The organism is Christiangramia marina, from assembly GCF_048285865.1.
Classification (GTDB): Bacteria; Bacteroidota; Bacteroidia; order Flavobacteriales; family Flavobacteriaceae; genus Christiangramia; species Christiangramia marina.
The window spans coordinates 759271-775099 of the sequence record NZ_JBLVTK010000002.1; the positions used below are offsets into that span (position 1 = coordinate 759271).

Here is a 15829-nt window from a genome sequence, read left to right on the forward strand (position 1 = left end):
CAGGTCTTAAGACCTGCTCTTTTTTTTTATCTAATAAGACTAAAATTAGCCATGAACTCTTCCCGGTCTTTATCAGTAGTACTAAAAATCACCTTGAACCAGTAGTCGGTTTCCGGAAGCGGTCTACCGTTAGTTGTGCCATCCCAGGAAAAATCTTCTCCAGATTTAAGCTCTATAATAGATTTTCCGTAGCGATCAAAGATCATTACTTCTTTTATCTCTATGTTCTGATCTGTAATTAATTGCCAGTCATCATTAAATCCATCGCCGTTCGGAGTGAAAAATCGTGGATAACCAACCAAAAAAAATGAAGCGCTTTCGGTTTCTCCGCAGCCATTCGATTCTCTAACATATGCTACGTGATTTCCAGGTCTCACGTCTTTGAATCTTGGTGAACTTCTCCAGTTTCCTCCATCTAAACGATATTCGTAAGATGCAAAATCCTGCCCGATACCTCCAGTTGGGGCAAGGTTGATTACGTATCCATCTCCAAAATCTGATCCTGAAATGTTCACTTCAAGAGTTTCAGGTCGGGAGACTGGCTGAATGGTTGTAGAATACGACTGAAAACAACCAGATTCATCATGAATGATATTTTGCTCCAATATGCCATTGAGAGGTAACTCTCTTAAAGTATAACGAGCTTCTGTACTAACAATATTTCCATCCAGGATCCATTCATATTGATAACCTTCCCCAAGATCTTCTCCCAGCATCGATCTACCGATGGCAGTCCCAGAGAGATTGACGCATAAGACAGTTTTTTCAGCTAAAGTATATGGTAGGAAATCGAAAATAGTCAGGTTAAAACTTTCGATTTCAGAAAGACATCCAGATACATTTTGAATTACTCTGGCATAAATTTGTTTCCCTTGCACGAATGGAAAATTCTGAGGACTTATAATTGCATCATTCTCTTCAGCGGCCTGTAAGCTTTCGTAAAAATTCACTGTAAAATCGGATACTTCAGCACCAACTCCAAGTAATTGTGAGTTTCTTAGTGTCAAATCTACAGTAGTACCCGAATCACATTTGGCAAGATCTTCCGCAGGAAATATTTCAGGAATATCATAAAAAGAAATATTGATTTCATCCTCTTCAGTTTTATTTTCCAGAACATCAGTAACAATCAGCTTATAATCTCCTTCTTCGGTAACCAGTAAGGTTGGTCCGGTTTCGTTCGTGAGTTCAACATAATTCATCGAAGTTTTATCAAATTTCAACCATTGGTATTCTGCATCCTCATCGGAAGTTCCATCGAGCAGATATTCATCTTCGCCGCAAACTGCAATATCTTCACCAAGATCGAATTCAAGAATAGAACAATCTGTTGAACCTTCTCCAAAATTTGTCTGCTCCAGACTTATAAAACCCGGAACCTGTTCAAAATTAGTAATCACCACGACATAGATCTCATTCTCCCTGGCATTGGGAATGGTCATGGTTTCTATGGAATCTGGCAAATAACTACAATCCACCTGGTTCATTTCACTAAGGTTTGCTGCACTGCAGTAATCTTCACCTCTTTGAAATGGTCCCCAAACCACAAAATCCACATCAAGAGGTACGCCCCTTCCATCTTCTCTACTATTCTGACTTATTCTGAATCTTAAATTTCCATTATCCTCTACCTGAAGAAAAAACCATGCAGGATATGGCTGTTCTTCCAGACAACCATAGTCTGGACCAAATTCACCTGAAATCTGACTACTGTTCGTTGAATTTGAATTAGGGAAAGTAAGACGTTGGTCGCCTGCGCAGAAAGGCTCAATATTCGAACAAATTGATCCTTGAGCAAAGGCCGAAAAACCCGCAATGATAAAAAGAAATGTAAATAACTGAAATCTGATGTTCATACCTTCGGGCTGCCTCAACCAAACTAGCGCAAAATATGAAAATATGGGCAAACAATCTCCCACCTTCATTTGATTTTGCAGATTCTGTAAACCTTATAAATTATGTATCTTTGCAAGCCAAAACAGTTTTGACCGACTATTATTGCAAAACGCATGAAAGTAGATAAAATTTTGAACGATATAGATGAAATGGGTGATGCACACGCTGGCAGTAGCGCTGTAAACCCTCTTAGAGATAATGCCTTTGAAATGAGTGACGACGAAAAGATCGAACTTATTAAAAAGGATGTAAGAAATATTCTTGACACTCTTGGCCTGGACCTCGAAGATGACAGTATCAAAGGGACTCCACAGCGGGTTGCTAAAATGTTCGTTAACGAGATATTTTCAGGGCTACATCCTAAGCGCAAACCCAAAGCTTCAGTTTTTGAAAATAAATACAAGTATGGAGAAATGCTTGTGGAGAAAAATATTACCGTTTATTCTACTTGCGAACATCACCTTCTGCCTATCGTAGGAAAAGCACATGTTGCTTATATTTCTAATGGGACGGTAATTGGCCTATCTAAGATGAATAGAATCGTGGATTATTACGCAAAACGACCACAGGTTCAGGAAAGAATGACCATGCAGATCGTTCAGGAATTGCAGAATGCACTTGGAACACCAGATGTTGCGTGCGTCATTGACGCAAAACATTTATGTGTGAATAGCCGTGGAATTCGTGATATCGAAAGTAGCACCGTAACGAGTGAGTTTGGCGGAGCTTTCAAAGAAAAAGAAGTTCGCAGAGAATTTCTTGACTACATTAAATTAGATACTTCTTTCTAAGAATTAAAAATTTTCTTCATGGCGCTATACCAGGAACAAGGCCTTAAGTTTTATAACTCTATGAGCGGTGAAAAAGAGATTTTCACGCCAATAAACGAAGGTAATGTTGGAATGTATGTTTGCGGACCTACCGTTTACAGTAATGTACATCTAGGAAACTGCAGAACTTTTATCTCCTTTGATCTTGTTTTCAGGTATTTAAAGCATCTTGGCTATAAAGTTAGGTATGTAAGAAATATTACCGATGCCGGGCATTTGGAAAATGAAGCAGATAGCACCGGAGAGGACCGCATCGCGAAAAAGGCCAGACTGGAACAGATTGAACCTATGGAAGTAGTCCAGAAGTATACGGTCGATTTCCACAATATTCTTCAGAAATTCAACAACCTGCCTCCCAGTATCGAACCTACTGCAACGGGTCATATCGTGGAGCAGATAGAGATCATCAAAACTATACTTGAAAAGGGTTATGCTTACGAAGCAAATGGATCGGTTTATTTTGATGTTATCAAGTTCAATGAGGATCATCAATACGGGAAATTAAGTGGTAGAGCGATCGAAGACATGATCGCAAACACACGTGAACTTGCCGCCCAAAGTGACAAACGCAGTCCTCAGGATTTTGCTTTATGGAAAAAAGCTGAACCGCAACATATCATGAGATGGCCTTCACCATGGAGTGATGGCTTTCCTGGATGGCATCTCGAGTGCACAGTCATGAGCACAAAATACCTTGGAGAGGAGTTCGATATTCATGGCGGCGGAATGGATTTAAAATTTCCACATCATGAATGCGAGATCGCTCAGGGAGAAGCTGCCAGCGGAAAGTCTCCTGTAAATTACTGGCTACATGCCAACATGCTGACCCTCAATGGGAAGAAAATGGCAAAAAGCACCGGTAATTTTATTCTACCGGAACAAATATTTAGCGGAAAAAACGATGTGCTAAAAAAAGCATTCAGCCCTAACGTAGTTCGATTTTTCATTCTTCAGGCTCATTATCGTAGCATCCTCGATTTTAGTAGTGATGCACTTATGGGTAGTGAAAAAGGATTCAACAGGTTGATGGACGCATATAACAGTCTTGATGAGATTCAAACTTCAAATAAAACAGATTTTGATCTTTCATCTTGGAAACAATCCTGCTATGATGCCATGAATGATGACTTCAATAGTCCCATTGTGATCGCTAAACTCTTTGATGTAGTAAAGGTCATAAATAATATTAAAGAAGGTTCTGTAAGTATTACTTCGGAAGACAGGGAAGAATTGAAGGGCACCATGAAGGCCTTTATGTTCGATATTCTAGGCTTAAGCGAAATGAATTCTGAAGCGGAAACAGATGGCGATAAACTAAGTGGCACGATCGAATTATTGATCCAACTTAGAGCTGAAGCACGTGCAAACAAGAATTTTGCCTTAAGCGACCAGATCCGGGATCAGTTAATGGAGATGGGTATTCAGCTGAAGGATGGGAAAGAAGGAACCACATTTAGCTTAAATTAAAATGTTACGCGAAGCTTTGTCTGCATTTTTGATCTCACTGGTCAGATTTTACAAGGCTGTCATTTCTCCACTAACTCCGGCTACCTGTAGATACACACCTTCATGTTCAAGCTATGCTGTCAAAGCCATAGAAGTTCATGGACCAGTTTATGGAAGTTGGCTGGCTATCAAAAGAATTTTTAGCTGCAATCCATGGGGTGGCCAAGGTTATGATCCCGTACCGCCAAAATCGGACTCGAAAGAAGGTTAAGAATCTTCAAATATGTATATTTACCGCTATTCAAATTAATCTCTATGTTATTTAATGCTATACACTGGAATCCATCAGAAGGACTGGATCTGGGCTTTTTCAATCTGCACTATTATAGTGTAATGTTTATCATCGCGTTCACGCTTGGCTGGTACATCATGAAAAAGATCTATGTTCGCGAAGGAATAGACATAGAGAAACTGGATTCATTGTTTATCTACACGGTGCTGGCAACTTTAATAGGTGCCAGATTAGGACATGTCCTGTTCTACGACTGGGAATATTTTCAAAATAACCTGCTGGAGATTTTCTTGCCAGTAAGATTTGAGCCAGAATTTCAATTTACAGGATTTCGAGGACTTGCGAGTCATGGAGCTGCCATAGGAATTATAGTGGCCATGTATTTATATGCTAAGAGAGTACTTCAAAAACCAGTTTTATGGATCCTGGACAGGATCGTAATTCCGGTGGCCAGTGGAGCTATCTTTGTTAGAATTGGAAACTTTATTAATTCTGAAATTATAGGAAAGCCTACAGGAACAGATTATGGAGTAGTATTTGAAAAACTAGGAGAAGATTTCGCCAGACATCCTGCCCAACTTTATGAATCTGGCTGTTACCTGCTTATTTTTTTACTTCTCTGGTTCATTTACTGGAAAACTGAAAAGCGACTAAAGCTTGGGTACATTTTTGGACTCTTCCTGGTATTGCTATGGACCGTAAGATTCTTTGTAGAGTTCGTAAAAGAACCACAAGTAGGTGAACGCGCAAACTGGTTACTGAATACCGGGCAGTGGTTAAGTATTCCATTCGTAATCGCAGGACTTTACTTTATGTATCGTCCTGTTAAAAGATAAATCATGAAGAAGGGGTTCTTTCGTACTGGATTGCTAGTTTTTGCACTTGGATTTGGTTTTATTTCCTGTGATAATTCGACGGAAAAAGAGGAAGCTATTGAAACCGATCCTATAGTATTTAGTAAGGAAGCGGAAGTGTACTTAATACATTCCAATGGTGACACACTCAGAAAGATCGACGTAGAACTTGCAGAATCTGATTATGAAAAACAAACGGGGCTGATGTATCGCGAAAGCCTTGGAAGCGAACAGGGAATGTTGTTTGTATACGGGAATGCTCGCGTTAGGAACTTTTACATGAAAAACACCTATATCCCTCTGGACATTCTCTATTATAACACAGACAGTACGCTGGTGAGTATGCAAAAGAATGCGACCCCGCGTGATGAAACCAACCTACCTTCAGATGGACCAGCGCAATTTGTGTTAGAGATCAATGCAGGACTTTCCGATGAGTGGGGAATTAATTCAGAAAGTACTTTCAGTATAGTCAAAGAATAGTGATTTTCAAATTTTATTCATTGCTTCTGAGCAATAACGCATAACGAAAGAATTTCTATAGAATGGATGCGTTTTCAAATACGAATTCAGGAGTAAATGACAGAAACGCAATTAAATGGATCTATTTGATTGTAATCAGTTTAATAATTGTTCTAATCATAGCATCACTTGCCGAAGTTCTAAGAATTAATTTAGACCTAAACAACCCTTTAATCGATAAAGCCCTAGAGGCAGAAGTTAGCGCTCCTTTTCTCAAAAATGTACTGACCAATATTTCAGGTTTGATAGTGGTGTTGCTTCTTTACTCCTTCAAATTTAAAAGACTAGCTATCATTGTGGGTATTATGACTATTGTCATAAATTTTCTAATTGACTACACCTGAAAAATTTTATCGCTGAAAAGGAAGGCAAACTACCACCTTGAATAGAAGGTAGCAGTCAGCTTTAAAGAATGCAACTAATCTAACTTTACGAATTATTACAAAGTCAACAGATAAGCTTCTCCCACAAACTTTATAAGTGATATCTGCAACAATATATTTCCAGCAATAGCTTCTTGTGAAGAATTGTCCCCTTAGTTCGGAATTGAGGTTTACAACCTGATTTAGAATGATATTCAGAAATATCAGCGAGCTTTCAACATTGTCAAAATCTCAATTCTGCTTATTGCTCCAGTTGGAAGGTTGAAGCTGGCCTTCGGAAGTGATTCTAGCACAAAACGATTCGGCAATGATCCAGCAATGATTCAGCAATGATTCAGCAATGATTCAGCAATGATTCAGCAATGATTCAGCAATGATTCAGCAATGATTCAGCAATGATTCAGCAATGATTCAGCAATGATTCAGCAATGATTCAGCATAAAAAAAGGCTTCCAGATTGGAAGCCTTTTAAATACAACATATATTAAATTTTAAACCGTTGTCGCCTCTTCAGCAACAGGCTTTTTCTTAGACTCTAAAGAGGCCTTTTTCTTTACGCTATCGAACATTACCGGAGTAGCAATGAAAAGCGAAGAATAAGTACCTACGATCACACCAATGATTAACGCGAACATAAACCCTCGAATGCTTTCCCCTCCAAAAATAAAGATCGCAAGGAGTACCACCAAGGTAGTAAGCGAGGTGTTCAAAGTTCTGCTCAAAGTACTATTAAGGGCTGCATTCACAGTCTTTCCTAGTGGCCAAGTAGAATGCTCGTTCACGAATTCACGTATCCTATCGAATACTACCACCGTATCATTCAGGGAGTAACCAATTACGGTTAAGATCGCGGCTATAAATGCCTGATCGATTTCCATGTTAAATGGCATTACTTTGTATAATAAGGAGAAGATACCTAATACTACCAACACATCATGGAATACTGCAGTTACAGCTCCTAAACTAAATTGCCATTTTCTAAAACGCAATAGAATATAAAGGAATACCACGATCAAGGATCCTAATACCGCCCAGAATGAAGCGTTCTTAATATCATCTGCAATGGTAGCACCAACTTTCATTGACTGCATTACACCAACTTGCTTATCATCAGCCCCGTCAACAAATTCCTCATAGGAAATATCAGCTGGAAGGTATGAACCAAGTGCATCAAATAGAGATCTTTGAATCTCTTCATCAACTTGAGCACCTTCTTCATCAACTTTATACTTGGTCGTAATCTTTAACTGATTGTCAGGACCAAAAGTTTTAGCTTCTGCACTTCCAAATACTTCAGCAAGATCCTTCTCTACGGCAGTAGGATTTACATCATCTGCAAACCTTACCGTATAAGTTCTACCTCCAACAAAATCTACTCCTTCGTTAAGTCCTTGTGTAAGTAATGAACCTAAACTAATTACGATAAATAATCCTGAAACGATATAAGCGATCTTTCTCTTCTTAAGAAAGTCGATATTCATGTTCGTAAACAAATTCTTGGTTATAGAAGTTGAGAAATCCAAAGATTTTCCTCTTGTTCCATATCCATCGATAAACAATCTGGTAATAAATATTGCTGTAAATAACGAAGTAGCAATACCAATCAATAAGGTAGTAGCAAATCCTTTAATAGGACCAGTTCCCAATAAGAATAATATAAGACCTGTAAGACCTGTAGTGATATTGGCATCAAGAATAGAAGACAATGCATTTCTAAATCCATCTGCAATGGCTTCCTTCTGAGTTTTACCTTTTGCCAGTTCTTCTTTGATTCGCTCGAAAATAAGTACGTTCGCATCTACAGACATACCAATGGTCAATACGATACCGGCAATTCCAGGCAGTGTTAATACCGCTCCAAGACCTGCAAGTATACCAAAGATGAACAAAATGTTCACGATCAGGGCGATATCTGCATAAACCCCTGCTTTACCGTAATAAAGGATCATCCATAATAATACCAGTATAAGTGCGATACCAAATGACATGATTCCACTATCAATAGCTTCCTGACCAAGAGATGGCCCAACTACTTCACTTTGAATAATATCTGCTGAAGCTGGAAGTTTACCTGCTCTAAGTACGTTCGCTAAATCCTGCCCTTCAGTAATTGTAAAATCACCAGTGATCTCACTTCTACCTCCAGCAATAGCTCCGGTAGAAACACCTGGTGCAGAATATACGATGTTATCAAGAACGATCGCGATTTGGCTTTGTTCTGCAGAAGCTTTTCCTGTCATGGTTTCCCAGATCTTCGCTCCGGTTCCATCCATTTGCATGCTCACTGCAATACGACCTAATTGATCGTAAGTTTGTTGTGCATCTGTAATTACGCCTCCACTAAGTGGTGGTTCCATGTTGCGGTTTCCCTTTAATGCATATAATGCAGCAGTTTCTGTATCCTCATCTGCAACACCCCATACAAATTTAGCATAACGCATTTCTGAAGGAAGTAATGATCTTACTTGAGGCATTTGAAGGTAATCCATTACCTGCGCAGTATCCTGAACATTGAAGTTTGCAAGAACCGGCCCTCCTTGAAAACCTGGAGAAGCCATTAGATCAAACAACGGATTGTTTCCAGTTTCAACACTAGTGCTGTCTTCAGCATCGGCAAGTAGATCATCGATCTCATTGTCACCTGAAGTTGCTGCTGAATCTATTTCTTCTTCGGAAGTAACCTCCTCAGATTTTTTCATTTCAGCAAGACGATTGTTCGCCTGAACCAGGAATCCACCTAGCTCGTTGCTTTTATAAGTATGCCAGAATTCAAGTTGCGCAGTAGACTGAAGTAAATTCTTCACCCTGCTGATATCTTTGGCACCTGGCAATTCAACAAGAATTCTTCCTGAATTCCCTAAACGCTGAATGTTAGGCTGAGTTACACCAAACTTATCGATACGCTTTCTAAGTACTTCAAACGCTGAAGTAATAGATTCGTCAATTTTCTGTCTGATAATTGGCTCAACTTCTTCATTGCTCATGTTGAAGTTGATCTCACTACTTAATGCTTTGTTAGCAAATACATCCGGAGATGCAAGTTTAGCATTAGGAATGTTGTTGAAAGCTTCGAAGAAAAGATCTACATAGTTCTCCTGGCTATCGGTTTGAGCTTTATCTGCTTCCGCGATCGCCTTTCTAAAAGCTGGATCCTGAGAATCATTCGCCAATCCGCTTAAAATATCTCTAACTGAAATTTGAAGAATTACGTTGATACCACCTTTAAGGTCCAATCCTTTGTTCAGTTCTTTGTCTTTTGCTGAATCGTAAGTGATCCCGGCGATAATTTCATTATCTCCAATAGAATCAAGATACCTTGCTTCTGCCTGGTCACGAAGTTCTGAGTAGTTTTCTACATCCTCGCCAACCTTCTGCATGGCAAATTCCTCAGCATCACTCTCAACGTTGTTTGTCAAAAAAGTAAATGACAACTGGTATAGACATACCAGCCCAAACAAAATTGCAAAAACTTTAATCAGTCCTTTATTCTGCATTATTCCTCAAATTATTGATTATTAGGTCTATTTTAAAAACGGACAAATATAGGACTTCATAATTCAAATCCCAATATTTTTTTTTGGATAATTTTAACTTTTAAAAGCATCAAAAAAGCCACATAGAATGTGGCTTTAGAGTATAGTCGGGAAAGTTTAATACAGGCTTAAACGTCTAGCAATCCGTTGGTCTTTTTTACACCCTCGGCACTTTCTTTCATTTTATTTTTTTCAGCATCGTTCAGCTCGATTTCGACAATCTTTTCAATACCGTTCTTACCTAAAATAACAGGCACTCCAATACAAAGATCACTTAATCCAAACTCACCTTCCAATAAGGCGGAACATGGGAACATTTTCTTCTGGTCACAAGCAATCGCCTGAACAAGACCGGAAACTGCAGCACCTGGTGCATACCACGCACTGGTTCCAAGAAGTTTAGTTAAGGTAGCTCCTCCAACCTTTGTATCTTCTGAAACCTGATCAAGACGATCTGTATCTAAAAATGCAGAGACCGGTACAGAATTTCTAGTAGCCAGACGAGTTAGGGGCACCATTCCAGTATCACTATGTCCACCAATCACCATTCCATCAACATCTGATGGTGGGCATTCAAGAGCCTCACTTAATCTGTATTTGAAACGAGCGCTATCTAATGCTCCACCCATTCCAATAATTTTATTTTTAGGAAGTCCCGTAGTTTTATGAACCAGGTAAGTCATGGTATCCATAGGATTACTAACCACGATCAAGGTTACATCTGGAGAATGTTTGATCAAATTCGCAGATACTTCTTTTACGATTCCTGCATTGATCCCGATCAATTCCTCTCTTGTCATTCCCGGTTTACGAGGAATACCACTGGTAATTACCGCGATATCACTGTTTGCTGTCTTAGAATAATCATTTGTACTTCCACTAATCTTGGTATCGAAACCGTTTAGTGTCGCCGTTTGCATTAGATCCATTGCTTTTCCTTCAGCGTATCCTTCTTTAATATCAAGCAATACTACTTCTGAAGCGAAATTTTTTATGGCTACATATTCTGCACAACTGGCACCAACTGCACCTGCTCCTACTATGGTAACTTTCATGTTAAAATTATATTTAATTTCTATTAATAATGACAGCGAAATTACGAATTACGAAGCAGTTTTAATAATAAGGAATGGTTAAATCAAGTATTGCCTAAAGAAGGAAGTGCAACCCAACATTAAGATTTACATACTTCCCAGCAGTTGCCATCGTACTAACTTTGAAACTATTGAAGTATAAATTAAATCCGATATCTCCTTTGAATTGAGCCTGTGAATCATTCAATCTTGAAATCTCACTATTCACAAGATCCAATGCCAATCCACTGCCTCCAAATTCATATTCAAAGTCTGACTGCGCAACACCTAGAGCTCCAAATATTTCAAAGTTTTCGTATTTCTTTGAAGCCATTACCTCGGCCATCCATACGCCTGAACTTACATCGATCAAATTAAGATTAAGCAAATTAGGTACAGAAATTTGCTCAAACTCATATTTCACATCAAAAATATCATAGGCAACTATGGCCGCCACTTCCAAATCATCGTCCCTGGTTCTTCTTCTACCAAAATACTGACTCAAATTATGCTTTAAACCAATCCCATAGGTGCTGAATTCAGATCCGCTTACCTCAAGGGCTGGCAGAGCTCTTACTCCTAATTGGAAACCTAAAGGCAATCCAACTGAAACCTGGGCGAATGGATACATCAAGGCTCCAGTGTCTATCCCTTCAATCGCCTGAAACGCAAATTCCTGACCAAGAAAGTTCCCGTTAAACATTACATCTGAATCACTTCCAAAGGCAGTTGGCACAACTGCACCATTGCTACCGCCAGAGATAGTAAGATTCGAAAAATCATTATTATTTATGGTAAATTCTTTCTTGCTTGTAGGAACAAATAGAGCATTTGCATGCAAGGAAACATCGACTTTCCACGGCTCCAATGCTTTCGCAGAAGTAAACCAGCTGGCTGTTGCCTGATATGCCGCACTCTCTGCTGCAGGGGTAGCGAATCCATCTGCAATAAATAGAAGGTCATCAATGATCTCCTGACCTTCTGCAGGTACCAATTGAGCATGTGCCATTCCGCTGCCAAATAAAGCGAGGATTAGCGTCAAGATTTTAAAGTTTTTCACGGTAATTGATTTAGGTTAAACTATAGGTGTTAGGGTTTGTAAATATAACAGTCCCGTAAATATTAAACGAAAAAAACCCACACTTAGTTTTAGTGTGGGTTTAGATCATATTATGTTAGTGAAAATTATGCATCGATATTGGCATATTTAGCATTCTTCTCAATAAACTCACGTCTTGGCGGAACTTCATCTCCCATTAGCATAGAAAAAATCCTGTCGGCTTCTCCTCCATTATCGATATTCACCTGTCTTAATTTTCTGAATTCAGGATCCATTGTAGTATCCCATAGCTGCTCAGCATTCATCTCTCCAAGACCTTTATATCTCTGGATCTGAACACCACCGCTATAACTTTCTGCGATTTCATCACGCTCTTTCTCGCTCCACGCATATCGTTTCTTCTGTCCCTTTTTCACAAGATAGAGTGGCGGAGTAGCAATAAAAATATGACCACTTTCGATCAATTCGCGCATATATCTAAAGAAGAAAGTAAGGATCAAAGTTTCAATATGGCTACCATCTACATCGGCATCACACATGATAACTACCTTATGATATCTCAATTTTGAAAGATTCAAAGCTTTACTATCTTCTTCGGTACCTATAGTTACTCCAAGTGCTGTATAAATATTCTTGATTTCTTCGTTCTCGAAAACACGATGAGACATCGCTTTTTCAACATTCAGAATTTTACCCCGCAATGGAAGGATCGCCTGAAATTTACGATCTCTACCTTGTTTGGCTGTTCCACCTGCCGAGTCTCCCTCTACCAGAAATACTTCACATTGTGCCGGATCCTGCTCTGAACAGTCAGATAATTTCCCAGGTAAACCGCCAACACTCATGACAGTTTTACGCTGAACCATTTCACGGGCTTTTTTCGCGGCATTTCTTGCCTGCGCAGCTAAGATTACTTTCTGAACAATGGTTTTTGCATCATTCGGATTCTCTTCCAGGTAGTTTTCCAGCATTTCAGAAACCGACTGAGATACTGCTGAAGTAACCTCACGGTTACCTAATTTTGTTTTCGTCTGACCTTCAAATTGAGGTTCAGCAACTTTTACAGAAATGATCGCGGTAAGTCCTTCACGAAAATCATCTCCTGTAATTTCAAATTTAATCTTATCCAACAGACCAGAAGCATCTGCATACTTCTTAAGTGTAGTTGTCAATCCCCGTCTAAACCCGGAAAGGTGGGTTCCACCTTCATGCGTATTAATATTATTTACATAGGAATGCAGATTTTCGCTGAACGAGGTATTGTAGATCATGGCAACCTCAACAGGAATATCATTCTTTTCACCTTCCATCGAAATTACATGACCAATGATCGGCTCACGATTCCCGTCCAGAAACTTTATAAATTCCTTTAGTCCTTCTTCAGAATGAAAATGATCCTGAACATATTCGCCATTATCCTCTTTATTCCTCTTATCTGTAAGACTAATTCGAATTCCTTTGTTCAGAAATGCTAATTCACGCATACGACTGGCCAAAGTATCATAATTATACTCCAGAGTTTGTTGAAAAATGCTAGGATCTGGTTTGAATGTAACGATCGTTCCACTCAACTCGGTTTCACCTGTAGGCTTTACCGGATACAATGGCTTTCCAAGTTCATATTCCTGCTGCCAGATCTGGCCATCACGATAAACAGTAGCCGTAAGATGCTCAGAAAGTGCATTCACACAACTTACCCCAACTCCGTGAAGTCCACCGGAAACTTTATAAGAATCCTTGTCGAATTTACCACCTGCACCAATTTTGGTCATTACAACCTGCAGCGCAGAAACTCCTTCTTTTTTATGTAGATCAATAGGAATACCTCTACCATTATCTTCAGTAGTGATCGAGTTATCCTCGTTGATAGTAACTTTTATATTATCACAGTGTCCGGCAAGGGCCTCATCAATGGAGTTATCAACAACTTCATAAACCAGGTGATGTAATCCTCGAACCCCGGTATCTCCAATATACATGGAAGGCCGCATTCGAACATGCTCCATCCCCTCCAACGCCTGAATACTGTCGGCAGAATAATTATGTTTCTTAGCTTCTTCGCTCATATTATGCTAATTAATTTTGTCTCTTTTGGATAACGAACAAATATAACAATTCGCATACTTTTAACAGGTTATAGACCTGAGATGAGGCTCGAAGTTATCAACAAATTATGTGGAAAAACCCGAAATGTTTAAGATTATTTTCACATTTCGGGTTTTGAGGAAATTCAAATATTTTAACCAGTTCTACACTGCTACTTTTTTCATTCCAGGAGCTACGTGAGTTTCATTGGCTCTTCCACTAGGATCAAGGTCTTTCTGCCATTTCGGGATCCATCTTTTTACTGTTTTCGCTGCGGAATCCTGTGGGAAATGCTGCTGAAAGATCTCACGGTAGAAGTAAGCTTCTTTTGAAGTTGGTGTGTTTACAGGAAACCTTGTTGCCGCAGTTTCCATTTGAACGTCTGTCACCTGTTCTGAAGCATGATCAATTAACTGATCAATCCAGTTGTATCCTACACCATCACTAAATTGCTCTTTTTGTCTCCATAGAACTTCTTCCGGCAGGAAAGGTTCTTCAGGAGTATCGAATGCTTTTCTCAAAATATATTTTTCAATACCATCATAAGTTACCGGCATTTTTTCTTCAGGAACTATTTCCATAGCGGTTTTTAAAAATGCCTTATCTAGAAATGGCACTCTTGCTTCAAGACCATGCGCCATCGTTGACTTATCGGCTCTCAGGCAATCTGCTGTGGCCAGACGCTGTACTCTTCTAATGGTTTCCTTCTGAAACTCTTCCGCAGAAGGTGCGTTTTTAAAATATAAGTATCCACCAAGGATCTCATCCGAGCCTTCTCCAGACAATACAACCTTAATCCCTTTTTCGGCAATCGCTTTAGAGAGAAAATACATTGGAGTGCTGGCGCGAATTGAAGTAACATCGTAAGTTTCAAGATGCCATACGAGCTTCTTCAAAATAGAGATCCCTTCCTCTACAGTGAAATGTATTTCATGATGCTCAGTTCCAAGAAAGTCTGCAACTTTTCTCGCTGCAATTAGATCTGGTGCTGCTTCATCCAAACCAATTGAAAAGGAATGCAAGGTTTGACCACTATCTTTCATCAATCTGGCCGCGATAGAACTTGTTAGTGACGAATCGAGTCCACCACTAAGCAATACACCAAGAGGCACATCTGCCATCAATCTCTTTCTGGTCGCTTCGATCAAACTTTCACGTAGTTTTTTGAGATCTGCTGGCTGAGTAGCCACTTCAGATTCAAACCACTCTGGAGAATAGTATCTTACGAATCCGGTTTCTGGAGTATAATAATGTCCAGGAGGAAAGGCATGAAATTCAGTACAGTTATCTGCAAGAGATTTCATTTCACTGGCAAACCACATGGCACCTGCCTCGTCCTTACCATAATAAAGTGGCTTTACTCCAATTGGATCCCTGGCGACCATAAAGTCATCACCATCAATGATCACAAATGAGAATACGCCGTCTAATTTATCTACGAATTCAAGACCAAACTTTTCATACATATGCACGATTACTTCAGAATCTCCAGTAGTTCTAAAAGTATGATCCTTTAATTCGTTATTTCGAAGTGACATGTGGTTATAGATCTCTCCATTGTGTACCATCCAGGCAGATTCAGTACCTTGAATAGGCTGAATACCTGTGGTGAGATCTACGATTGATAGGCGTTCGTGAGCTAACACATAACCTTTTTCAGTAATTTTCAGTCCGCTTTCATCAGGGCCTCTATGAGACATTCTTTTTGAAAGATCAGCGATCTTCTTCTTGTCAAGATCTTTTCCAATAACTGCTAAAATTCCACACATGACTTATATTGTTTATTATTATGAGACAAATATGGGCTGAAGCTATATAAATGAAAACATAATATTCAATAATAATGATATTTGAA

11 protein-coding genes are annotated in these 15829 nt (G+C 39.3%); 5 read left to right on the plus strand and 6 right to left on the minus strand.

Translation table 11 applies throughout. The features are described 5' to 3' along the window. Nucleotides 1–26: 26 nt before the first annotated feature. Complete coding sequence (locus ACNKXS_RS10025) at nt 27–1856, minus strand: T9SS type B sorting domain-containing protein (RefSeq protein ID WP_417920732.1); 1830 nt, start codon at nt 1854–1856, stop codon at nt 27–29. Nucleotides 1857–2009: 153 nt separating this feature from the next. On the opposite strand from ACNKXS_RS10025, the gene folE reads away from it, so the two are divergent. From folE to ACNKXS_RS10050, 5 genes are read left to right on the plus strand one after another with little or no spacing between them, the layout of a single operon-like run. Beyond that, nucleotides 2010–2687: a GTP cyclohydrolase I FolE gene (folE, locus tag ACNKXS_RS10030; RefSeq protein WP_417920733.1), complete on the plus strand. Its 678-nt coding sequence runs from the start codon at nt 2010–2012 to the stop codon at nt 2685–2687. A gap of 18 nt (nt 2688–2705) precedes the next feature. Continuing rightward, nucleotides 2706–4193 carry a cysteine--tRNA ligase gene (gene cysS, locus ACNKXS_RS10035; protein ID WP_417920734.1) on the plus strand — a complete coding sequence of 496 codons (1488 nt, stop codon included), beginning with the start codon at nt 2706–2708 and terminating at the stop codon, nt 4191–4193. Nucleotide 4194: 1 nt separating this feature from the next. Then, nucleotides 4195–4443, plus strand: coding sequence for a membrane protein insertion efficiency factor YidD (gene yidD, locus ACNKXS_RS10040; protein WP_295178012.1), 249 nt, complete (start codon nt 4195–4197; stop codon nt 4441–4443). Between the two features lie 44 nt (nt 4444–4487). Continuing rightward, the gene (lgt, locus tag ACNKXS_RS10045; protein WP_417920735.1) at nt 4488–5300 is read left to right on the plus strand and encodes a prolipoprotein diacylglyceryl transferase; all 813 of its coding nucleotides are present in this window, start codon (nt 4488–4490) and stop codon (nt 5298–5300) included. 3 nt (nt 5301–5303) lie between these two features. After that, the gene (locus ACNKXS_RS10050) at nt 5304–5801 is read left to right on the plus strand and encodes a DUF192 domain-containing protein (protein ID WP_417920736.1); all 498 of its coding nucleotides are present in this window, start codon (nt 5304–5306) and stop codon (nt 5799–5801) included. 913 nt (nt 5802–6714) lie between these two features. On the opposite strand, the gene secDF is transcribed toward ACNKXS_RS10050, so the two are convergent. From secDF to asnB, 5 genes are all read right to left on the minus strand, one after another. Beyond that, the gene (gene secDF / locus ACNKXS_RS10055; RefSeq protein WP_417920737.1) at nt 6715–9717 is read right to left on the minus strand and encodes a protein translocase subunit SecDF; all 3003 of its coding nucleotides are present in this window, start codon (nt 9715–9717) and stop codon (nt 6715–6717) included. A 167-nt stretch (nt 9718–9884) separates the two neighbouring features. Next, entirely contained in the window at nt 9885–10811 is a 927-nt protein-coding gene (locus tag ACNKXS_RS10060) for a malate dehydrogenase (RefSeq protein WP_417920738.1), read from the minus strand. A 94-nt stretch (nt 10812–10905) separates the two neighbouring features. After that, the gene (locus ACNKXS_RS10065; RefSeq protein WP_417920739.1) at nt 10906–11889 is read right to left on the minus strand and encodes a DUF6588 family protein; all 984 of its coding nucleotides are present in this window, start codon (nt 11887–11889) and stop codon (nt 10906–10908) included. 125 nt (nt 11890–12014) lie between these two features. After that, nucleotides 12015–13955: a DNA topoisomerase (ATP-hydrolyzing) subunit B gene (gene gyrB / locus ACNKXS_RS10070; protein ID WP_417920740.1), complete on the minus strand. Its 1941-nt coding sequence runs from the start codon at nt 13953–13955 to the stop codon at nt 12015–12017. A gap of 183 nt (nt 13956–14138) precedes the next feature. Beyond that, nucleotides 14139–15743, minus strand: a complete 1605-nt coding sequence (asnB, locus tag ACNKXS_RS10075) for an asparagine synthase B (protein ID WP_417920741.1) — start codon at nt 15741–15743, stop codon at nt 14139–14141. Nucleotides 15744–15829 lie beyond the last annotated feature (86 nt).